23 protein-coding genes and 1 pseudogene are annotated in these 20,211 nt (G+C 70.5%); 11 read left to right on the top strand and 13 right to left on the bottom strand.

Annotation, left to right across the window (positions count from 1 at the left end; translation table 11 throughout):
• Together hemG and hemQ are read left to right on the top strand one after the other, a co-directional pair.
• Entirely contained in the window at positions 1 to 1,410 is a 1,410-nt protein-coding gene (gene hemG / locus KIF24_RS21250) for a protoporphyrinogen oxidase (RefSeq protein ID WP_221085533.1), read from the top strand.
• Positions 1,407 to 2,108 carry a hydrogen peroxide-dependent heme synthase gene (hemQ, locus tag KIF24_RS21245; RefSeq protein ID WP_221085532.1) on the top strand — a complete coding sequence of 234 codons (702 nt, stop codon included), beginning with the start codon at positions 1,407 to 1,409 and terminating at the stop codon, positions 2,106 to 2,108. The genes hemG and hemQ overlap by 4 nt, the downstream gene beginning before the upstream one ends.
• A 179-nt stretch (positions 2,109 to 2,287) precedes the next feature.
• Here hemQ and KIF24_RS21240 read toward each other — a convergent pair whose 3' ends face one another.
• The 3 genes from KIF24_RS21240 to KIF24_RS21230 form a co-directional block, all read right to left on the bottom strand.
• Positions 2,288 to 3,403: a lytic polysaccharide monooxygenase auxiliary activity family 9 protein gene (locus KIF24_RS21240; RefSeq protein ID WP_221085531.1), complete on the bottom strand. Its 1,116-nt coding sequence runs from the start codon at positions 3,401 to 3,403 to the stop codon at positions 2,288 to 2,290.
• A gap of 179 nt (positions 3,404 to 3,582) precedes the next feature.
• Positions 3,583 to 4,023, bottom strand: coding sequence for a GNAT family N-acetyltransferase (locus tag KIF24_RS21235; protein ID WP_221085530.1), 441 nt, complete (start codon positions 4,021 to 4,023; stop codon positions 3,583 to 3,585).
• 48 nt (positions 4,024 to 4,071) lie between these two features.
• Positions 4,072 to 4,332, bottom strand: a complete 261-nt coding sequence (locus tag KIF24_RS21230; protein ID WP_221085529.1) for a Prokaryotic metallothionein — start codon at positions 4,330 to 4,332, stop codon at positions 4,072 to 4,074.
• 201 nt (positions 4,333 to 4,533) lie between these two features.
• On the opposite strand from KIF24_RS21230, the gene KIF24_RS21225 reads away from it, so the two are divergent.
• Together KIF24_RS21225 and KIF24_RS21220 are read left to right on the top strand one after the other, a co-directional pair.
• Complete coding sequence (locus KIF24_RS21225; protein WP_221085528.1) at positions 4,534 to 5,280, top strand: lytic polysaccharide monooxygenase; 747 nt, start codon at positions 4,534 to 4,536, stop codon at positions 5,278 to 5,280.
• On the top strand, positions 5,265 to 5,912 hold the full coding sequence (locus tag KIF24_RS21220; protein ID WP_407939944.1) for a DUF305 domain-containing protein: 648 nt from the start codon (positions 5,265 to 5,267) through the stop codon (positions 5,910 to 5,912). Before KIF24_RS21225 ends, KIF24_RS21220 begins: the two co-directional genes overlap by 16 nt.
• Positions 5,913 to 5,945: 33 nt before the next feature.
• Here the strand turns inward: KIF24_RS21220 and msrB are convergent, their stop codons facing one another.
• Positions 5,946 to 6,356 (bottom strand): peptide-methionine (R)-S-oxide reductase MsrB, encoded by a 411-nt coding sequence (gene msrB, locus KIF24_RS21215; protein ID WP_221085527.1) that lies wholly within the window; start codon positions 6,354 to 6,356, stop codon positions 5,946 to 5,948.
• 47 nt (positions 6,357 to 6,403) lie between these two features.
• Here msrB and ligD point away from each other — a divergent pair, with 47 nt between their 5' ends.
• On the top strand, positions 6,404 to 7,429 hold the full coding sequence (gene ligD / locus KIF24_RS21210) for a non-homologous end-joining DNA ligase (RefSeq protein ID WP_221085526.1): 1,026 nt from the start codon (positions 6,404 to 6,406) through the stop codon (positions 7,427 to 7,429).
• Between the two features lie 9 nt (positions 7,430 to 7,438).
• Here ligD and KIF24_RS21205 read toward each other — a convergent pair whose 3' ends face one another.
• Positions 7,439 to 7,636 (bottom strand): DUF397 domain-containing protein, encoded by a 198-nt coding sequence (locus KIF24_RS21205; protein ID WP_221085525.1) that lies wholly within the window; start codon positions 7,634 to 7,636, stop codon positions 7,439 to 7,441.
• Positions 7,629 to 8,528, bottom strand: coding sequence for a helix-turn-helix domain-containing protein (locus tag KIF24_RS21200; protein ID WP_230415806.1), 900 nt, complete (start codon positions 8,526 to 8,528; stop codon positions 7,629 to 7,631). The genes KIF24_RS21205 and KIF24_RS21200 overlap by 8 nt, the downstream gene beginning before the upstream one ends.
• Before the next feature lie 176 nt (positions 8,529 to 8,704).
• Here KIF24_RS21200 and KIF24_RS21195 point away from each other — a divergent pair, with 176 nt between their 5' ends.
• Positions 8,705 to 8,968, top strand: coding sequence for a hypothetical protein (locus KIF24_RS21195; protein WP_221085524.1), 264 nt, complete (start codon positions 8,705 to 8,707; stop codon positions 8,966 to 8,968).
• Here the strand turns inward: KIF24_RS21195 and KIF24_RS21190 are convergent.
• Entirely contained in the window at positions 8,958 to 9,410 is a 453-nt protein-coding gene (locus KIF24_RS21190; protein ID WP_221085523.1) for a GNAT family N-acetyltransferase, read from the bottom strand. The genes KIF24_RS21195 and KIF24_RS21190 overlap by 11 nt on opposite strands.
• 140 nt (positions 9,411 to 9,550) lie before the next feature.
• On the bottom strand, positions 9,551 to 10,240 hold the full coding sequence (locus tag KIF24_RS21185) for a DUF899 family protein (protein ID WP_230415804.1): 690 nt from the start codon (positions 10,238 to 10,240) through the stop codon (positions 9,551 to 9,553).
• Between the two features lie 95 nt (positions 10,241 to 10,335).
• Between KIF24_RS21185 and KIF24_RS21180 the strand changes: the two genes are divergently transcribed.
• Positions 10,336 to 11,097, top strand: coding sequence for a winged helix-turn-helix transcriptional regulator (locus KIF24_RS21180; RefSeq protein ID WP_221085521.1), 762 nt, complete (start codon positions 10,336 to 10,338; stop codon positions 11,095 to 11,097).
• 156 nt (positions 11,098 to 11,253) lie between these two features.
• Here KIF24_RS21180 and KIF24_RS21175 read toward each other — a convergent pair whose 3' ends face one another.
• Positions 11,254 to 12,393, bottom strand: a complete 1,140-nt coding sequence (locus tag KIF24_RS21175; RefSeq protein ID WP_221085520.1) for a Clp protease N-terminal domain-containing protein — start codon at positions 12,391 to 12,393, stop codon at positions 11,254 to 11,256.
• Between the two features lie 468 nt (positions 12,394 to 12,861).
• On the opposite strand from KIF24_RS21175, the gene KIF24_RS21170 reads away from it, so the two are divergent.
• The 3 genes from KIF24_RS21170 (at position 12,862) to KIF24_RS21160 (ending at position 15,209) form a co-directional block, all read left to right on the top strand.
• Positions 12,862 to 13,803, top strand: a complete 942-nt coding sequence (locus tag KIF24_RS21170) for a hypothetical protein (protein ID WP_221087678.1) — start codon at positions 12,862 to 12,864, stop codon at positions 13,801 to 13,803.
• 21 nt (positions 13,804 to 13,824) lie between these two features.
• Positions 13,825 to 13,977 (top strand): hypothetical protein, encoded by a 153-nt coding sequence (locus KIF24_RS21165; RefSeq protein WP_221085519.1) that lies wholly within the window; start codon positions 13,825 to 13,827, stop codon positions 13,975 to 13,977.
• A gap of 494 nt (positions 13,978 to 14,471) precedes the next feature.
• Positions 14,472 to 15,209, top strand: a complete 738-nt coding sequence (locus KIF24_RS21160; protein WP_221085518.1) for a hypothetical protein — start codon at positions 14,472 to 14,474, stop codon at positions 15,207 to 15,209.
• A gap of 12 nt (positions 15,210 to 15,221) precedes the next feature.
• Here KIF24_RS21160 and KIF24_RS21155 read toward each other — a convergent pair whose 3' ends face one another.
• Together KIF24_RS21155 and KIF24_RS21150 are read right to left on the bottom strand one after the other, a co-directional pair.
• Entirely contained in the window at positions 15,222 to 16,790 is a 1,569-nt protein-coding gene (locus KIF24_RS21155; RefSeq protein ID WP_331461385.1) for an alpha/beta hydrolase, read from the bottom strand.
• A gap of 54 nt (positions 16,791 to 16,844) precedes the next feature.
• Complete coding sequence (locus tag KIF24_RS21150; RefSeq protein ID WP_221085516.1) at positions 16,845 to 17,945, bottom strand: ATP-dependent DNA ligase; 1,101 nt, start codon at positions 17,943 to 17,945, stop codon at positions 16,845 to 16,847.
• Positions 17,946 to 18,081: 136 nt separating this feature from the next.
• Here KIF24_RS21150 and KIF24_RS21145 point away from each other — a divergent pair, with 136 nt between their 5' ends.
• The gene (locus tag KIF24_RS21145; RefSeq protein WP_221085515.1) at positions 18,082 to 18,294 is read left to right on the top strand and encodes a hypothetical protein; all 213 of its coding nucleotides are present in this window, start codon (positions 18,082 to 18,084) and stop codon (positions 18,292 to 18,294) included.
• Between the two features lie 29 nt (positions 18,295 to 18,323).
• On the opposite strand, the pseudogene KIF24_RS21140 reads toward KIF24_RS21145, so the two are convergent.
• Together KIF24_RS21140 and KIF24_RS21135 are read right to left on the bottom strand one after the other, a co-directional pair.
• A pseudogene (locus KIF24_RS21140) lies at positions 18,324 to 19,238 on the bottom strand (DNA-3-methyladenine glycosylase family protein).
• Positions 19,239 to 19,356: 118 nt separating this feature from the next.
• Positions 19,357 to 20,019 (bottom strand): COG4315 family predicted lipoprotein, encoded by a 663-nt coding sequence (locus tag KIF24_RS21135; protein WP_221087474.1) that lies wholly within the window; start codon positions 20,017 to 20,019, stop codon positions 19,357 to 19,359.
• Between the last annotated feature and the right edge of the window lie 192 nt (positions 20,020 to 20,211).

Genomic DNA, 20,211 nt, shown 5'->3' with positions numbered 1-20,211 from the left:
ATGGCGACGCGGCGGCGGGTGGCGGTGGTCGGCGGCGGCATCGCCGGCCTGGCCGCCGCGGTCCGGTTGCGCGACCGCGCCCCCGCCGACCTCGACATCACCGTGTACGAGCAGTCCGGCGCGCTCGGCGGCAAGCTGCGCACCGGTGAGCTGGCCGGTGGGCCGGTCGAGTTCGGCGCCGAGTCGTTCCTGATGCGTGACCCGGCCGGCGGGGAGTCCGCCGCCGTGGCCCTGGTCCGCCGGCTCGGCCTGGCCGGACGGATCGTGCATCCGAGCGCCGGGCAGGCGGCCCTCGCCGTCGACGGCGGGCTGCGCCCCATTCCCGGCGGCACGCTGGTCGGCGTACCCGGTGATCTGGCGAAGGTGGCGGCGGTGGCGCGGCCGACCCCGGACGCCGACCGCGACGGCGGTGGGCCGCTGCTCGGCCCCGACGACGACGTGTCCGTGGGCGCGTTGGTCCGTGCGAGGTTCGGCGACGAGGTGGTCGACCGGCTGGTCGATCCGATGCTCGGCGGCGTGTACGCCGGCCGCGCCGACGACCTGTCCCTGGTCACCACCATGCCGGCCCTGGCCCGGGCCGCCCGGGTGGAGCACACGCTGCTCGGCGCGGTCCGCGCGGCGCAGGCGGCCACGCCCCGCGCGCCCGGCGAGCCGGTCTTCGGCACCCTCGACGGCGGGCTGAGCGCCCTGGTCGACGCGGCCGTGGCGGCCAGCGGGGCGACCGTCCGCCGGCACGCCACGGTACGCGAGCTGACCCCGACCGCCGCCGGCTGGCGGCTGACGGTCGGGCCGACCCGTGACCCCGAGCATGTCGACGTCGACGCGGTGGTGCTGGCCGTGCCGGCCCGGCCGGCGGCCCGGCTGCTCACCGAGATCGCCCCGGTGGCGGCGAAGGAGATCGGCGGGCTGGACTATGCCAGCGTCGCGCTGGTCACCCTGGCCCTGCCCGAGCCGACGTTGCCGCAGCTCTCCGGCTTCCTGGTGCCCAGCACCGAGGGCCTACTGATCAAGGCGGCCACCTTCTTCACCACCAAGTGGGGCCACCTGCGCCGGCGCGACGGGCTGGCCCTGGTGCGCGCCTCGGTCGGCCGGTACGGCGAGGAGGACCAGCTCCAGCGCCCCGACGAGGACCTCGCCGCCACCGTGCACCGGGAACTGTCGGCGGTGCTCGACGGGCCGCTGCCCGCGGCGGTCGACGGGCACGTGCAGCGGTGGGGCGGGGCGCTGCCGCAGTACACCCCCGGTCACCTCGACCGGGTGGCCGGCGCGCGTACGGCGCTGCGGGCGGCGCATCCGACGCTGCGGCTGGCCGGCGCCGGCTACGACGGGGTCGGCATCCCGGTCTGCGTCCGCTCCGGCGAGACCGCGGCCGAGGAGATCATCACAGCACTGGAGGGACCGGGGAGATGACCGAGCAGAGCAACGCCGCCAGACTGAAGGAACTCAACGACACGATCCGCTACACCATGTGGTCGGTGTTCCGGGTCAGCGCGCCGCTGCCGTCACTGCGGGACAACGTCACCGGCGAGGTCGAGTCCCTGATCGAGGAGCTGGCCGACAAGGACGTCGTGGTGCGCGGCACCTACGACGTGTCCGGCCTGCGCGCCGACGCCGACCTGATGATCTGGTGGCACTCGTCGTCCAGCGACGACCTGCAGGACGCGTACCTGCGGTTCCGGCGGACCACGCTGGGTCGGGCGATGACCCCGGTCTGGTCGCAGATGGCGCTGCACCGGCCGGCCGAGTTCAACAAGAGCCACATCCCGGCGTTCCTCGCCGGTGAACAGGCCCGCTCCTACCTCTGCGTCTACCCGTTCGTCCGCTCCTACGACTGGTACCTGCTGCCGGACGCCGAACGGCGGGAGTTGCTGGCCGAGCACGGCAAGATGGCCCGGGGCTACCCGGACGTACGCGCCAACACGGTCGCCTCGTTCGCGCTCGGCGACTACGAGTGGATGCTCGCCTTCGAGGCCGACGAACTGCACCGGATCGTCGACCTGATGCGTGACCTGCGCGCGTCCCGGGCCCGGCTGCACGTCCGCGAGGAGGTGCCGTTCTACACCGGCCGCCGCCGCTCGATCGCCGACATCGTCGCCGCCCTCGCCTGAGCCGGTCGGGCCGGCACGACGCCCGGTGCGCCGAACCGGGCGGGGCGCTGAGCTGGCCGGGCGGGGCGCTGAGCCGGGCGGGCGGGGCGCTGAGCCGGGCGGGCGGGGCGCCGAACCGGGCGGTGCGCTGAGCCGGGCGGGGGCCGCGCCTGAGGAGTCCGGCGCGGCCCCGGCCGGGGTCAGGAGGTCGCTGAGCAGGTCAGCGTCGGTGTGCTGTTGGTGCCACCGGTCGAGGCCAGGAAGCCGAAGCCGGTGCTGGCTCCGGCTCCGAGGCTGCCGTTGTAGCTGACATTTGTGGCGGTCACCGTGGAACCGCTGGAGGTCACGGTGGCGTTCCACGCCTGGCTGACCTGTTGGCCGTTGGCGTACGTCCAGGTCACCCGCCAGCCACGGATGGCCGCGCTGCCGGCGGTCACCTGCACCTCACCCTGGAACCCACCGGACCAGGTCGAGGTGACCCGGTACGTCGCCGAGCAGGCACCCGCCGGCGGCGGGTTGGTGGTGGGCGGGGTAGTGGTCGGTGGGGTGGTGGTGGGTGGCGTGGTGGTCGGCGGCGTGGTCGTGGGCGGCGTGGTGGTCGGTGGGGTGGTGGTCGGTGGGGTGGTGCCGCCACCGAACTGCACGTCGCTGCAGTGGTAGTACGACTGGTCGAAGTGGCTGGCCTGCCAGACGGTGAAGATGATGTGCCGGCCGGTGCGGCCGGGCGCGTTCACCGGAACCTGGATCGACACCCCGTCGACCTCCCGTTGCCACTGCGACGCCGGCGTGTAGCCGATCTGGCCGACCAGTTCCAGGTCGGACCAGGCCAGTGGCTTGGTAAGCGTGTCCACACCCTGCCGGGTCGCGTACACCCGGAGGTAGTCGGCACCGTGGCTGGCCTGGTCGAAGAACTTCAACTGGAAGCTGTTGGGGACCGGGGTGGTCCGCCAGGCACCCAGCGTGTCGAGGGCGTTGTAGCGACCTCCCTCGGCACGCCCGCCCGAGCAGAGCTGGCCGTTCGGTACGGCCGCCTGGTGGTTGCCGCCCACCCCCTCGCGGAGTTGGCCGTTCCAGTTCCACATGGCGTTCGGGTTGGCCTGCCAGGCCTGCCAACACATCGGGTCCTCGGTGGCCATCTGCGGGTTCATGTGGTCACCACCCCAGCGCTCCCAGCAGCCGTAGGCGCGGGAACCGGGGTTGACCGTGGCGCCGTGCGCGGAGACGGGGTTCGTCAGCGCGGTGGTGAGTAGCAACAGGGCGACGGCCGCGATGGCCAGCAGCCACAGTGCGCGCGATGATCTGAGCAAATTGGACATGGAGGGCCCCCAGGGGAGTCGTCGGATCTCGACATGCCCGGACGCTCGGGAGTTGCCCCTCCCGCGTCGTCAGCGCGGCCCCGCTACGCTGTCTCTGGCCGGAAGAATGGCACAAACCATCGTCATCCGTCAATGCGGTGAGTCGTCGCCGGTCGCGGCGCGGTCAGCGGGTGCCGGTGTCAGCGCGGTCGGTGCATCGGGATGTGCGGGATGCCGTCCTCGACGTACTCCGGCCCGCTGACCGTGAAGCCGTGCCGGGTGTAGAAGTCGACCAGATGCGACTGCGCGTCCAGCACGCACGGCCGGTCGCCGATCTCGGCGAGGGCCGCCGTCATCAGCCGTCCCGCGTGCCCGGCGCTGCGGGCCGTCGGCGCCACCACCACCCGCCCGATCCTGGCGGACCCGTCGGGTTCGGCCAGGATCCGCAGGTACGCGACCGGAGCGCCGTCGTGGGCCAGCCAGACATGGCGGGTGCCGGGCTCGACGTCCCGCCCGTCGATCTCCGGGTACGCACACTCCTGCTCGACCACGAACACGTCGACGCGCAGGCGTACCAGGTCGTGGAAGGTTCGGGCGTCGAGGTCGGCGAAGCGGGCGACCCGCAGTTCGGTGCTCGGCATCCCGCCAGGTTATGGCGCGGGGGGTGAGTGGGCCGCCGGGTGGGGTGGTCAGGCGGGGCGGGCGCCGACGGCGTCGCGGATCTGGCTGCCCTGCTCGGTTTCCACGGCGCGGGCGCAGTGCCCGCAACAGAAGAAGCGGCCGGACACCTCCACCCCGTGCCCGATGATCCTGACCTGGCAGTGCTCGCAGATGGGCGCCAACCTGTGCGCGGCGCACTCGAAGGAGTCGAAGGTGTGCACGTCGCCGCTGACCGTACGCACCTCGAACGCCAACCAGTAGTCGTTGCCGCATACCTCGCACGTTGCCACGACAAGTACCTCCAAATATTGGTTATTTGCCCCATCTTGCTCCATGGCGCGGGGTGAGGGTGGCGGAATCCGGTCAGGTCGGCCGGTCGGGGAGACCCGGCCAACCCGCCCGTTTTATCGATGAGGGTCTTTACTGTTAACAAGGTTTAAATTATGTTGGTGGCACCTCACCAGGCAACAAGCCGACAAGGAGCTGCCGTCATGCGCCGAAGAATCACCCTTCCGCTCGTCGCAGCGGGCGCCATGGTCTCCACCCTGGCCGTCGCCACCCCGGCCCAGGCCCACGGCTACGTCTCGTCGCCGCCCAGCCGCCAGGCGCTCTGCGCCCAGAACCGCGTCCCCGACTGCGGACAGATCAGGTGGGAGCCGCAGAGCGTCGAGGGCCCCAAGGGGCTGCGCAACTGCCACGCCAACATCTCGCACTTCGCCGTCCTCAACGACGACAACCGTGGCTGGCCGGCCACCTCGGTCGGCAGCACCGTCACGTTCACCTGGGTCAACACGGCCATGCACGCCACCCGGGACTGGGAGTACTTCATCGGCAACAGCCGGGTGGCGGTGTTCAGCGGCGGCGGGCGCCAGCCCGGCCCGACCGTCTCGCACACCGTCAACCTGTCCGGCTACTCGGGCCGGCAGAAGCTGCTGGCCGTGTGGAACATCTCGGACACCGCCAACGCCTTCTACTCCTGCGTCGACCTGCAGATCGGCGGTGGCGGCGGCAATCCGACGCCCAGCCCGAGCCCGACCAATCCGCCGTCGCCGTCGCCCACCCCGACGGTTTCACCGACCACCAACCCGCCGGCCGGCGGCACCTGGGCCGCCGGGCGCGCGTACGCCGTCGGCGACCAGGTCACCTACGGTGGTCGCACCTACCGCTGCCGGCAGGCGCACACCGCCCTCGCCGGCTGGGAACCGCCGAACGTACCGGCGCTGTGGAGCCAGGTCTGACCAGCGGGAGGGTGGCCGGCCCGGCCACCCTCCCGCCGGCCCACAGCCCCCACCCGGCGGTACGCCGGCTGTCCGCGCTGCTTGCCGCGCTGCTCGCCGCGGGCTGCGCAGGTGCGCCCGCGGACCGCGCACCGGCCGCCGTCACTCCGGCACCGGCTGCCGCCTCCGGTGTCGCGCCGGCCGCCGCCACCGACATGACCGGCATCGACCTGCTGTTCCTGTCGATGATGGCCGGGCACACCGAGCAGACTCTCCAGATCGTCCGGCTGGTCAGGGACCGGCTGACCGACGGTGACCTGCGGACCCTGGTCGCCGCCGTCGAGGTAACCGAGGCCGACGAACTGGAGACCGCGCGGACCTGGTTGACGCAGGCCGGGCGCAGCGCCCGCGCCGACGACCACGCCGGGCACGGGGCCGGCCCGGACCAGCTCGCACGGTTGCGCGACGCCCCGGCGGCCCAGGTCGACGCGGTGCTGATCGAGGTGCTCAGCGCCCACCAGCAGGCGGCGGCCGACCTGGCCCGGGCGCACCTGGCGGCCGGCACCGACGAGCGGGTGCGCGACCTGGCGCGCCGCGTCGAGCAGTCACGTACCGCCCAGGTCGCCCTGATGGCCGCCCGTCCGGCGGCCTAGGGGTACGCCGGCCCTCGGGGTTTTCGCCGACTCTCAGGCGGCGCCGGGGTCCAGGCGGATCGAGAGGGAGTTCACGCAGTGGCGGGTGTCCTTCGCGGTGAAGTGCTCGCCGCGGAACACGTGCCCGAGGTGACTGTCGCAGCGGGCGCAGCGGATCTCGGTGCGCGCCATGCCGAGGGAGTTGTCCTCGATCTCCCGGATCGCACCGGGGATGGCGTCGTCGAAGCTGGGCCAGCCGCAGTGCGAGTCGAACTTGGTGTCGCTCGGATACAACTCAACGCCGCAGGCCCGACACCGGTACATGCCGGGCGTCTTGGTCTCGACGTACTCGCCGGTCCAGGCCGGCTCGGTGCCGTGCTCGCGCAGCACCCGGAACTCGTCGGGGCTGAGCCGGACCCGCCACTCGTCCTCGGTGCGGGGCAGTTCGCTGTCAGGAAGACTCACGGCTCAACGGTACGTCGAAGGTCGGACCCATCGCATATGGTCGCGCAATGGCAGGCACGAAAGCCGCGGCCGAGGAGATCGAGGTGGCCGGGCACACCGTACGGTTGTCGAGCCCGGATCGCGTGATCTTTCCGGGGCGCGGCTTCACCAAGGCCGACGTCTTCCACTACTACGTCAGCGTCGGCGACGGCATCATGCGCTCCCTGCGTGACCGGCCGACGACCCTGCAACGCTTCCCCGACGGCATCGAGGGGGAGATGTTCTTTCAGAAGCGGGTGCCCACCCGGGGCGTGCCCCCATGGGTGCGTACCGCGGAGATCAGCTTCCCCAGCGGGCGTAAGGCCGCGGAGCTCTGCCCGGCGGACCTGGCCCACGTCGCCTGGGCCGCGCAGATGGGCACGGTGGTCTTCCACCCGTGGCCGGTGCGCGCCGCCGACGTCGACCACCCCGACGAGCTGCGCATCGACCTGGACCCGCAACCCGGCACCGACTTCGCGCACGCCGCGACGGCCGCCTCCGAGCTGCGCGCGATCCTCGACGAGCTGGGCGTGAGCGGCTGGCCGAAGACCTCCGGTGGCCGGGGCGTGCACGTCTACCTGCGCATCCAACCCCGCTGGACGTTTGTGGAGGTGCGCCGGGCCACCATCGCGCTGGCCCGGGAGCTGGCCCGCCGCCGCCCCGAACTGGTCACCACCGCCTGGTGGAAGGAGGAACGCGGCGAGCGGGTCTTCGTGGACTACAACCAGATGGCCCGCGACCGCACGATCGCCTGCGCGTACTCGCTGCGGGCCAACGCCCGGGCCACCGTCTCCACCCCGGTCACCTGGGACGAGCTGCCCGACGTCGACCCGGACGACTTCGACCTGCGTACCGTGCCGCAGCGGCTGGCGCAGCGGGGTGACCCGCACGCCGGCATCGACGAGACCGGGTGGGACATCACCCCGCTGCTGGAGTGGGCCGAGCGGGACGCCGCGGCCGGCGAGGGCGACCTGCCCTACCCGCCGGACCACCCGAAGATGCCCGGCGAACCGAAGCGGGTCCAGCCGTCCAAGGACCGCGACCGCCCCCGCTGACCGGCCGGGCTACGCGGGGCGGTTGCTCTTGAGGGTCTGGACAAAAGCCCGCCACTGGTACGCGCCGAAGATCAGGGCCGGGCCGGCGACGTCCTTGCTGTCCCGCACCCCCACCACGCCCGCAAGACCGCCCGCCACCTCGACGCAGTTGCCCTGGTCGCTGCTGTGGCTGGCTTTGCGCCAGGTCAAACCGCTCAGATCACTCATGATGCCTCTCCATGATTCGACGCAGGAGCGTGCGTGATTCCTCGGTGCTCAGCGCCGCTGCGCTGAGCTGGTTCCACACCTCGGCGTATGCCCGGACCTCGTCCCGACGATCAAGGTAGAGTGCGCCGGAGAGGCTTTCGTTGTAGACCGTGGTCGGCTCGGCTGATCGGGCACCCTTGACGGGAAAGTCCAGGATGACGAAACTGCCGGCGACGGCGGCACGATTGAGCTTGCCATTGAGCGGAGCGATTCTGACGGAGACGTTCGGTGCCTCGCCGGCCTCTATCAGCTTGGCGATCTGCCGAGAGATGCCAGGCAGGCTTCTGTGGAGCAGACCCTCGTCCAAAATTACGTCCAGCATTGGCGCGGCCGGTCGCCGTCTCGTGAGGATACGTTGACGTTCCAGCCGCAACTCAACGAGCTTCGCCACCTCGCCATCGGTGATGCCCGGTCGGCACCGCGCGACCTCTGCCGTGTACTCAGGAGTTTGTAGAAGCCCGGGAATCAAGCTCTGTTCGTAGGAGCGGATGCGGTTGGCGGCGGATTCGAGTCCCACGTACAGCTGGAACCACCGGGGGATCACCTCGCCGTAGGCGTGGTACCAGCCTTTGCTCTTGGATTCCTTGGCGAGACTGACAAGCACCTCGGACATCTCGGGTACGGCACCGTAGAGGCGGCACATCTGCTCGACGTCCAGGGCGCGGATCGGAGCCTGACCAGCCTCGACGCGGTACATCTTGGCCCGGGACCATTCGAGATCCGAAGCGGCTGCCTCCAGCCCGATGCCGGCCTGTTCCCGGGTCTGTCGGAGCAGCCGGCCGAGTTCACGTCGCGGCACGGTCGATCCTGTCTCGGTCACGCCTCCGCCGGTTGTCTCATCCTGACGCATCATCGGCTCCGCTCCGAGGAAATTGAGGTCTCATCGGCTTATTGACGTGTCGCTGGATGACTGTCTCACGCGGAGCCTTGCATCCACTGCCGACACTCCCGCACGCTTCCCGCACGGTGACGACAATTGATCTGGTGAGGTGGGGCGGCAGGGGATTCGGGGAGCAGGAGCGGTGGTCCGTGACGGTCGAGGACCTGCCCGAGATCGACGTCGACAGCAGGCCGGAACTGCTGGTGCTCGTGGGAGAGGGCGGCGGTGGCCCGGCCGGTTGGGCGATGGTGCTGCCCGGCGGAGACTTCTGGATGATCCGCAACGCCACCCGGAGCATGGTCCACGGGTCGAGCCTGTCGACGCTTACCGGTTTCTGGGCCACCGTTCTCGGCTGCGAGGTGGGGCGCCCCCGGCTGGCGGAGCCGTCGGCAGGTGACGGCGTCAGAGGCTGAGCTTCATGCCCTCGTGGCTGGCGACGAAGCCCAGGCCGAGATAGAAGCGGTGCGCGTCGTGCCGGCTCTTGTCGGTGGTGAGCTGCACCAGGCCGCAGCCGCGCTGCCGGGCCCGCTCGATCGCCCAGGTCATCATCTGCCGCCCCAGCCCTCGACCACGCTGGTCGGAGCGGACCCGGACCGACTCGACCAGCAGCCGCTCGCTACCGTGCCGGCCGAGCCCGGGAATGTAGGTGAGCTGCATGCAGCCCACCAGTTCGCCACAGAACTCGGCGACGACGAGGTGGTTGCGCGGGTCGGCGGTGATGTCGGCGAACGCCTTCTCGTACGTGGCGTCGACCTCCCCGACGTCGCGGGCACGCCCCAACACGTCGTCGGCGAGCAGGTCGAGCACGGCCGGCAGGTCCGCCTGGACCGCCTCGCGGAAGATCACCTCACTCATCCCGTGAGCGTCCCACAGCGGCGCGAACCGATGCGCGGGAGAGTGCCCGGTCAGCCGGCGCGGAAGCCGTCCAGGTTGTCGATCACCGCGACCTCCGCGCCCCGGCGCGCGCACTGGTCGAGCGGACGCTCCGGCAGGCTTCAGTGGCAGTGGTGTTGCTCCGGTGGCCGGACTGGTGTCGCGCCGGGGCGGGACCACTGGGCTACCGGGCGGCCGTCTCTGCGCCACCAGCTGGTCGGGTCCTGTGGCCAGCCGTCGGGGGAGTCCTCCCAGACCTCCTGGCGTCCGTAGGCGGTCATGTCGAGCAGCTTGAGTGAGCCCATGATCGCCTCGACGCCGCGGCCGGTCGTCTCGTAGGTGAGGAATATCCGGTCGTCTCGGCGCAGATAGCATGCGATGTCGCCGCCTCCGGCGACGGCGGGGTCGTCGATGCCATGGGTCGAGTACCACGGGTGGGTGTAGCCCATGAACTCGCGGAACGGTGCGATCTCCTCGTACGGGCCCTCGCTGAAGACTGCGAACCTGATGCCCCGTGCCGCCAGGTAGCTTGCCTCGTGGAAGTTCCAGATACTCAGGGTGCAGCCTTCGCACTGTTCCTCGAACGGCTTGCCGAGGTGCCACATGTGCTTGTAGACCACGAGTTGGTCTTGCCCGTCGAAGACGTCGAGCAACGAGATCGGGCCGTGCTCGCCGACCAGCTTGACCGGGTCGATCCCGGTCATCGGAAGGCGGCGGCGGGCGGCGGCGATGGCGTCACCCTCACGGGTGTGTGCCTTCTCCCGTGCGAGTAGGGCGTTCCGCTCACGAAGCCACGTGTCGCGGTCGACCATGGGGGGCGCTGGGTGTGTGTCGGTACTCCGCATTCCGCTATCTTAAACATAGCTACTGCTCGTGTGAAGAAAGTAGAGACTGATTGCCTGCCAAGTTGACCTACGCGCAGCACGGCGACGCCTGCCGGGCGGCCAACGCCCTCGACCTGGTGGGTGACCGGTGGACGCTCATCGTCGTCCGTGAACTGCTCCTCGGCCCCAAACGCTTCGCCGACCTACAGGAGGCCGTTCGTGGCATCACTCCGGCGGTCCTCAGTGACCGGCTCAGATCGCTGCGGCAGGCCGGCGTCGTCGAGCAGGTGACCCTGCCCGACCTGGCGCGCACCCGCGCGTACGTCGTCACCGAGTGGGGTCGTGGGCTGGAGTCGGTGCTCGCGGCGCTCGGCCGGTGGTACTCGTCCGGCCGGGATCCGCGCACCAGCGGTGGCATGACCCCCGACGCCGCGATCCTGGCCATGCGCACCATGGCGCCGCCGGCCCCCGACCACCTGCCGCCGACCACCCTGCGCCTGTACGACGCCCGCCAGACCAACCCACCGGTACGCGAATACCAGCTGGCCGCCGTCGACCGACTGCTGGACGTCCAGCCCGGTGCCGCCGGCAACCCGGCGGCGACCGTGACCGCCGAGTCGACGGTCTGGAGCGAGGTGCTCTTCGGCGGCCTGCCGCTCGCGGACGCCGAACGCGCCGGCACCGTACGCGTGGAGGGTGACCGCGACACCGTCACCCGGTTTGTACGCCTCTACCCTCCCGGAGCGTTGGAAGGGGAAGGGGCTGCCACCCGCACCGAACCCGACCACCGCCCTGGTCGGGCGGCGCCCCTTCCCCCTGGGGCTCAACGAGATTGGCGGGGCTGAGGTGGCCCCGGGCGCAGCGGGTGCTGGCGCAGCGGGTGCGTGGTTCCTGGTTGACGGGGTTGCGGAGGCGTAGGCGTCGCGGACGACGGTCTTGATCACTCGGCTGGTGCCTTCGGAGCCTACTTCGACCGACGGGCTTTGCGGCTTGTGCTGGTGTCAAGTCAGTCCGAGGCGATCGGCGGCCAAGCCGCGAACGGCTGAAGGATCGACGCCCAAATCAGAGAGCAACTGTCGGCCACCTGCATCAGAGTCGGTGACGGCGGCGTACACCAGATGAGCGCTTCCTGCCGGCACCCGCGCCCCGAGTGTGCTTAGTTCCCGGGCCCGCTCGGCGATCCGGGCAGCCGCCACCGTCCACGGCGGGTTTCTCCGGTCGGTCTGCCATGACCGCTTCGGACGCGGTCCAGCTATCTCCGCGCCATAGCTCGTCGTTGCTGTCACAAGGCTGGCGTCCTGCCGGGCCGCTCCGAAACGGCCGAGCAGGACCTCGTTCGCTATATCGGACGGCGAGGCGGGCCGAAGGTCGCCGGCCTGCATCTCCTCTTCGAGCACGAGCACCCCCATGATCAGATGCGCCGGCGACGTGCGGTCGTGCCCGAGCCGGACCGTCTCGGCGACCGCCTCCACCTCCAGCCAGCTCAATGCCGGCGTGGTCTCGGCGAACAGCCGACTGGCCGAGACAGCCAGGCGCCTCTTCAACTGGCCTGTCCTCCTGCCAGGCTCCCGGCCAAGGACCCCGATCTCCCGCAACGGCCCGGCAATCCCCGGCCGGGGCGATTCCCGGTCACCCTCCGGCCACAGCCGGGCCACCACATCATCCAGCCGACCAGCCAAGAATCGATCCAGCGCAATATACTCGTGAGCGTGCCGGCCCGGGCCTTCCAACAGCGCCTCAAGCAAGTGGTGGCTGCCCACGCACGATGCCCGACGCAGCACCGCAAGATGAGCGGCAAGCCGTAACACCGCCACCGCAGAAGGCTCCCAGCCGGGCGCCTCCGCAAACCGGTCCCGCGCCGGGCCTGGCCAGCCGAAAGACCGCCAGTACGCCTCCCGCATCGCCCGAACCACCTCAAGCATCAGCTCCACCGACAACTCAAAGTCATCGGATGGCTCGCGCGGCTCCTCGCTACGCTGCGGCTGCGGCCGGACCGGGACCGCCATCCGCAGCCGCGGATAACGCCCCAGCATGCCGAAGAGCACGTCGTCGACGCCGATGCTCGTCTTCTTCAGACGCGCCGCCTCGCGCCCAGCTCGGCGCAGCACCGAATACGTGCCTCCACCGATCGCGGTGGACATGGCCGCCTCCGTTCTATGGGCTACGTCCTCCGGCTCCCACCCTCGCCGCCGTCTGCCGAAACAAAATCCCGGTGGCCCGATTCGGGTTGTATTGACCTCGGTGCTGCGGAGCGTGTCGATGCTTGCCGCGATAGGGTACGGGCTTGCGGTGCGCGGCGTAGCCGCCGCCGGCCTCCCGGTAACTCTTCCTTGCATTCCGCACCGCGTGATACGGGCTCAGCGAAGTTGCCGGGGGCCGAGGTGGCCTCGGGTGCGCCGGGTGGTGGCGCAGCGCCACCGGACATATCCTCAACCATGGCCACGGGCACCCTCAGTCCATGGTCCACCCTGGACAGACCGGCGGCGTCAGCCGACCCCCATCAACCTTCGTGGAGCCTCTATAGGCTTCTTGGGAGTCTTGGTGCTAGCAAAGCGTGCGGCAAAGATGGGCGCGGAGGTGGCGAGGCGGTGGTACGGGAGGCCGGAGAGGTGACCCTGGCGCCGGTGACGGGTGCCGGAAGGCGTGTGTGGCAGTATCTGATCGATCAGGATCTGGGACGTACGTTGCGCCTGATGGTCCACCCTGCCTCGGCATCCGAGTTGATCTATCAGGCGTGGATTGTCGCGATGCGGCGAATGTTTGCTCAAGACACCGGTGCCGAGGCGGCGCGAAGCTATGTTTCAGCCGTCCTGATGAGGCAGGGGACTTCCCCCGTCGCGCCGCATGTCGTTGCGGCGCTTGTTGATCTGGCTCTGGGGGCAGCCCATCCACTTGACCTTCGTCGGCGTGAGCGACTACTGGTTCTACCCATTCTTGACGATTTAGTGCGGACAGCGTGTCTGTCTGAATGGGATACGGCAGAGTTGGTCAGGGCTGCGGAGAAGCGGCTGGATCGTTGGCGCCGTAAGATTGGACGATCTCGGCGTGCGACACGTGAAGGTGCCGCCACCAAAGGCGGCGGCGATGCTGCCGGCAGTCAACCGAGGTCGGTGATCGGTCAGACGTTGGAAGCTATGGCTGGCTATGATCATGAGTGGGTGGCTACGTCGCCGCGTGAGCAGTCGAACGACGCGATCGCCGCAGTGGTCGACGCTGCGTTTGAAATCGCAGTCAGGCAACGCTTTCATCGCGGTCGGACTGTCGAGATGGTTGCCGGTTTCGTCGGCAGAGTAGTCGCCGCTTCGCAAGACCCACTGTTGGACCGGTCGACCGCCACTTCGATAATCGAGGGCGTCCTTGGGGAGGATGCCGCCGCATACGGGGAAGTGGATCTGGAACTAGCGATTCAGGTGAAGGTGCTTGGGTTCGTGCAGGCCGTCGAGGATCTCGGGCTCTACGAACGCGAAATCGATGAGATCATTCGTCGCGCCGAGCAAGTGGCGGAGGCGCAGGGCATCAACCTGATGTCAGGGGGCGGCCGTAGCGAGTAGTTTCCTTCGGGCTCTGCGGCTGTGGCTGAGATCAGGTTCGCGGTCGTGCTGCGGCACAACCTGCCACCGGACGTGCTGGCCGAACTGTTCGCCTGTGGCTCCTCGACCACGGAGCGCTACCAGGACGAGCTGGAAACGCTGATCGACGGCATGCTCACCCCCTGTATGAACTGATCCGCACCCACGGCTTCGGCGTTGTTCTTCTGTGCCTGATTTGACCATCGTTTTTTTTTGGATGCCGTAGGCGGCGATATTGCGTGGTGGGGTTGTTTCTAGCGAAGTAACTATGCACAGATCGATGGAAGTTGAGGTCTTGTGGGTGGCCTTCAGGTGGACGTCTTCGACTACTCGTCGTGGACGGTTATGGCGATTCTTACGCCGGCGTTCAAAAGGGCGGCCCATGGCGGGAAACTATCTGTCGGATCCGGTGACCTGCTGCTTGAATATTGTCGGAGGATGAGGGGTGAGATTCGTTCACTCGACACCGTCCTGAAGTCGGATGGTCGGGCATTGGAGGATCGGAGGTTCGACAAAAGGGGGAGTCTGGGCATGCAGAGCCACTTTCCCTGTATGGGGCTCGTGCCCTCCTTCGCGAGGTTGTCCGCGACGGGTCGGACTTCCTGATTGGTGGACAGTCCGCGGTGTTGCCCGCGTGGACGGCAGGAGCCGTGCAGGTTCTGGCCGATGCGCGATCAATGTCCGCGGAGCGGGAACTTCCATGGGTCGGCGACCGCGAAGTGCTGCTCGCGCTTCTCGTGAGCGAGGAGACGACGGCGAATGCTCTGTTGACGCGCAGTGGCGTCAACCGCAGTGACCTGTTATCGGAGGTCGGCCGCCTGAAGCCATTCCAGGGTAAGCGCCCCTGGGCGCCTGCTGTCGATTCGTTGGAGTCGACGGGACTCCTACCCGTGAACATGGTAAGCCGCCTTTTGATGTGGCCCATTAACGTGATTTCGAGGAAGGTCGACGGGCCGAGTTCCGGCCTGCTCCTGACACTTGAGAACGAGGGGAGCCGGCAGGCCGTCCGCGAGGGGTCTACCGATGTTCAGTTCGAGCACATCGTGCTCGCCGCAGCCTCGATCCCCCGTCAGTTGGCCCTGAGCGAGATTTCTGAGCCGGCGGAGTTGCACAGCTCCCGGCCCATACTTGACCGGTACGGCCTCTCCTACGCTGACCTGATAAGCCGACTCGTTGGTCGCGCCGGCTCTCTGCTGTCTCCGTCCACTGCAGAATCGCTCACCGTCCCGGCCCGCCCACCGGTCGCCTCACCGGGCGTTAGGGCGGCCTTTGAACTAGTGCGTGGCCGGGTCGCGCAGGGTGTCAGCTATCCCCAGGTCCTGGAGGAACTGTTCGAGATGCCGGAGGCAAGGTCTGCGATCGCTGCGCTCACTGCCGATCAACCCTGATGTACGAACAGCCTAGCCCGCCGGGCAGCGCTTGCCGTCGGTCGGCACGGTCAGGTCGATCAGGTAGGCGTCGACGGCCTCGGTGATGCAGGCGGTCTGCGGGTAGGCGGTGTGGCCCTCGCCCTCCCAGGTGAGCACCTGGCCGACGCCGAGCATCTCGGCCAGCGCGGGGGTCTGCTCGTACGGGGTGGCGGGGTCGCCGGTGGTGCCGACGACCAGGATCGGCGGGGCGCCGTCGGCGCGGCCGGTGGGGTAGGGGTCGCTGCCGCCCGGCCATTCGGTGCAGGAGACCAGGCCGGCGGCGAGCGGCGCGCCGAACAGGGGGTACTGCCCGCGCCACTGGGACTGGAGCTGGCGGATCCGCGCCAGGTCGGGGCGTTCCTCCTCGTCGGCGCAGTTGATGGTCAGGTTCGCGTCGAAGAGGTTGGTGTAGTTGCCGCTGTCGTCGCGTTCGGTATAGGCGTCGGCGAGGCGGAACACGTCGTCGGGGTTGCCCTCGCCGAGCCGGTCGATGGCCTGGGCGAGTTGCTGCCAGCCGGGTTCGGAGTACAGCGAGGAGACGATCGCGTAGAAGACCCAGCCGGCGGTGGCCTCGCGGCCGTCGGCGGCGCGGACCGGGGAGGCGTTGGCCTTGTCGATGGCGGAGGTCACCGCCGCCCGGGCGTCCGGCGCGATCGGGCAGCGGGCGGGGTTGGCCGCGCACCAGCGGGTGAAGTTGTCGAAGGCCCGCTCGAAGCCCCTGGCCTGGCTCTCCGAGCCCTCGATCAGCCCCTGGCGGGGGTCGACCGCACCGTCGAGCACCAGCGCCCGCACCCGCTGCGGGAACAGCTGGGCGTAGGTGGCGCCGAGCAGGGTGCCGTAGGAGTAGCCGAGGTAGGTCAACTTTTCGTCGCCGACGGCCGCGCGGATCGCGTCCATGTCGCGGGCGGCCTGCTCGGTGCCGTACAGCGGTAGCTGGTCGCCGTACTTGTCGCCGCAGCCCTGGCCGATCCGCCGGTTGAGCGCCACGAAATCGTCGAACGACTGCTGGCTCTCCGGGTCGGGGTCGTAGCCGAAGGCGGCGTCGAGGTCGGCATCCGGGATGCACTCGACCGGGCTGGACCGGGCCACCCCGCGCGGGTCGAACCCGACGATGTCGAAGCGTTCCAGGATGCGGTCGGGCAGGCCGCCGAACTGCTCGCCGAAGGACAGGTAGACCGCGGTGTCGACGCCCGAGCCGCCCGGCCCGCCCGGGTTGACCAGCAGGGAGCCGATCCGGTCGCGCTGGTTGGTGGAGCGGGCCCGGATCAGTGCGATCTCGAAGGTCTCGCCGGCGCCGGGGCCGGCCGTGGCGCCGCTGCCGCCGGCCCAGTCCTGGGGCACCTGGACGCGGGCGCATTCGTACCGGATGTCCGGCGCGCCGCGCCCGACCACCTCGTCGGGCACCTCCGGGCAGGCCCGCCAGGTCGGCTCCGTCCCGGGCGCCGCGGCCTCGACGTCGCCCTCGACGTCGGTGCGCGGCGCGAACGCCGGCAGGGTGCAGCCGGCGGCGACCACCACGGCGGCGGCCAGGCCGGCCACGGTGAGCCGGGCACGGCGGATCCGGTCGGAAGTACGGGTCACGAACGAGCCTCCGTGATCGGGTCGACGGCCACGCTACGCGGACCCGGCCGGCACCGCCGGGTCGCCCCGCAGGACCTGGTCCACGTCGAACCGGACCGGCCGGTCGAGTTGATCGTATCGGCAGGAGGGCGGGTCGCGGTCGGGTCGCCAGCGGACGAACCGCGCGGTGTGCCGGAACCGGTCACCCTCCATCGCGTCGTACGCCACCTCGACCACCAGCTGCGGGCGCAGCGGCTCCCATTCCAGGTTCTTCGTGCCGGTCCACCGGCTCACCCCACCCGGGATCCGCTGGCCGCGCTCGTGGTCGCCGTGCACCCACGGATGCTCCGCCCCGGCGTCGCGGTAGGGGGCCAGCTCCTCCAGCAGCTCCGACCGGCGGGCCATGGTGAACGAGGCGCTCACCCCGACGTGGTGCAGCAGCCCGGCGTCGTCGTAGAGCCCGAGCAGCAGCGAGCCGACCACCGGGCCGGACTTGTGCCAGCGGAACCCGGCCACCACCACGTCGGCGGTCCGGGCGTGCTTGACCTTGAACATGAGCCGCTTGCCCGGCTCGTACGGCAGGTCGGCCGGCTTGGCGATCAGCCCGTCCAGCCCGGCGCCCTCGAAGACGTCGAACCAGCGGCGCGCGGTGTCGGCGTCGGTGGTGATCTGGGTGACGTGCACCGGCGGGCGCACCCCGGCCAGCGCCTCCTCCAGCCGGGCGCGGCGGGTCGGGTACGGCGCGTCGAGCAGGCTCTCGCCGTCGAGCGCGAGCAGGTCGAAGGCGACGAAGTCGGCGGCGGTGGTCTCGGCGAGCAGCTTCACCCGGGAGGCGGCCGGGTGGATGCGCTGGGCCAGCAGCTCGAAGTCGAGCCGGGGCTGCCCGTCCGGGCCGTCGCGGCGGATCACGATCAGCTCGCCGTCGACCACGCAGCGCGGCGGCAGCTGCCGGCGGGCCTGCTCCACCACCTCGGGAAAGTAGCGGGTCATCATCTTGCCGCCCCGGCTGGCCAGCTCCACCTCGTCACCGTCGCGGAAGACGATGCAGCGGAAGCCGTCCCACTTGGGCTCGTAGGTCATGCCCGGCCCGGTGGGGAGCGACGCGACGCTGCGGGCGAGCATCGGCTCCACCGGCGGGTTGATCGGCAGGTCCACGGCGACCAGTCAACCAGACGGCACCGACAGCGGTGAGACGGATCACCGCCGCGTGGTGGGCGGCGTGTCCGCCCCACGGCACGCACGTCCTGCCTGGGCGGATCGCAAAACAGCAGGTCAGAGCTATTTTCGCGGGATGCCGGAGTTGGTGTGCGGGTGCTGCGGACGGTGGCGGGTCAGCGTGGAACTGATCCGCGGTCGGTACGTCTACCGGCTGGTCCACCGCTATCCCGGTCGCTTCGGCGGGGGCAAGGACGTGCTCGGCGAGGTCGGCTCGGTGACCGAGCTGGCGGCGCTGCTGCTGCGGCGTACCCCGGTGAGCCTGGCCGACCTGCGCGAGGCCGCCTGAGATCCGGTTGCCGCCCGGTGGCGGGCCGGTCAGAAGTGGGCGAAGGAGCGGATGGGGGCGCGGGGGCCGTAGCGGGGGCCTGGATGCCGGCGGCCTCCAGCAGCCGGCAGACCCGGCCCCGGTGGCCCCGGAACGGCTCCAGCAGTTCCAGCATCCGGGCGTCGTCGCCACGCGCCTCGCCGGCCAGGGCCCAGGCGACCGTGTTCGGTACGTGGTAGTCGCCGACGCTTACCGCGTCCGGGTCGCCGTGGGCGACCCGCACCACCTCGGCGGCGGTCCACGGCCCGACGCCGGGGATCGACCGCAGCAGGCGGGTGGCCTCGGCGGAGTCGCCGCACCGCGCCAACCGGTCGGCCATCCGGGCGGCCCGGCGCAGCGTCTCGGCGCGGCGCTGCTCGACCCCGAACGGGTGGAAGACCCAGTAGCCGGCGGCGGCCACCGCCGCCGGTTCGGGGGCAGCAACAGGCGCATCGGCCCCGGGGCCGGCTCGGCGAAGTGGCGGACGATCGCCGCGTACCCCCGGTAGGCCTCCTTGCCGGTGACCTTCTGCTCCAGGACGGCCCGCAGCACCCGGGGGAAGACCAGCCCGGTGGCCGGCATCCGCAGCCCCTGGTGGGCCGCCGCCAGCCGGGCCACCACGGGATGCGTCGCCGCGACGTCCGCGAACCCGGTCAGGTCGTCCCGCAGCCCGGCCACCGCGTCGGCCCGCTCCACCACCCAGCCGGCGCCCGGGCCGTACCCTCGGCGACCAGGTCGCCGGCCGCCGGCCGCAGGGTGAGGGTGGCCGGTCCGTCGGGCGTGCGCGCCGCGCACCACAGGACGCCCGCGACGATCCGCGCGCAGGGGTCGTACGAGCTGAAGGTGAGCGGGCGCACCGACGGGACCAGGCGGTAGCTCGGCGGCGGCCGAAGCACCCGGCCGGCACCCGGCTCGGTCGACATCACCGCCACACTCTGCCACGCGGCCGGTCACCGGCGCGCCGCGGCCGGTCGTGTCGCCGGAGACGGCGCTGGCCGGTCGCGGCCCTCCGGGGCGGCGACCGGCCAGCGGTGGATCGACGGATCAGTAGCTGTAGTCGGAGTCGCTCGACTCGGACTCCGACGGCGGGGCGACGGCCTTCGGGGTGCCCTTGGGCAGGCACTCCAGGTTCTTGCTGCCGTCGGGGTTGACCACGAACCAGGTGCCGCCGACGCCCTGGCCCTTCCACTGGCCCGCCTTCTTGTCACCGATGTAGGTGTAGAGCGGCCAACCGTCGAGGGTGATCTGGCGGGTGCCGTCCTCGCGGGTGATGGTGCCCACCGCGTCGTCGGAGACGCCCTTCAGGTCCGGGTTGCCGTCGGTCAGCGCCGGCGGCCACACCTCGGCGCACTCGTCCTCGCAGTTGGACGACGGCGGGTCGTTGGTGTCGCGGTCGAAGCGGTACAGGATGAACCCGTCCTGGTTGACCACGGCGCTGCCCATCCGGGGGAACTTCTTGCCGGTCAGGCTCTCGGTCAGCTCGGCACCGTCGGGCAGGGGGACGTCGTTCTCGGCCTCCGCGCCCGGTGATGCCGAGGCACCCGGTTCCGCGCTGGCCTCCGGGTCCGCGGTCACGGTGGGCTCGGCCGCGGCGACGGCGACCGGCTCGGCCGCGCCGGAGTCAGATCCGTCGTAGCCCGCGGGAGCGCAGGCCGTAAGTGCGACCATGGCGCTCACGGCGATGACGGTCCGCTTCATCTGTGCCACGTGCCCCTCCTCATGCTTGACAGTCACCGGGAAGTACGGGACAAGCGCTGTCAAGGTTGAACCCGAAACGGTGGCTAAGCTCACATCGATCCGTTGAACCGTCCGCGGCCTCTGTTCGTGGGAGTCCGTACTCCGCTCCGGCCGGCGACGGCGAAGGCCCGCCTCGGGGCGAGGCGGGCCTTCCTTCGTCGC

The sequence above is a fragment of the Micromonospora tarapacensis genome (assembly GCF_019697375.1).
Classification (GTDB): Bacteria; Actinomycetota; Actinomycetes; order Mycobacteriales; family Micromonosporaceae; genus Micromonospora; species Micromonospora tarapacensis.
The sequence above is the reverse complement of the archived record's forward strand: the minus strand, read 5'-3'. Positions and strand labels throughout refer to the sequence as shown.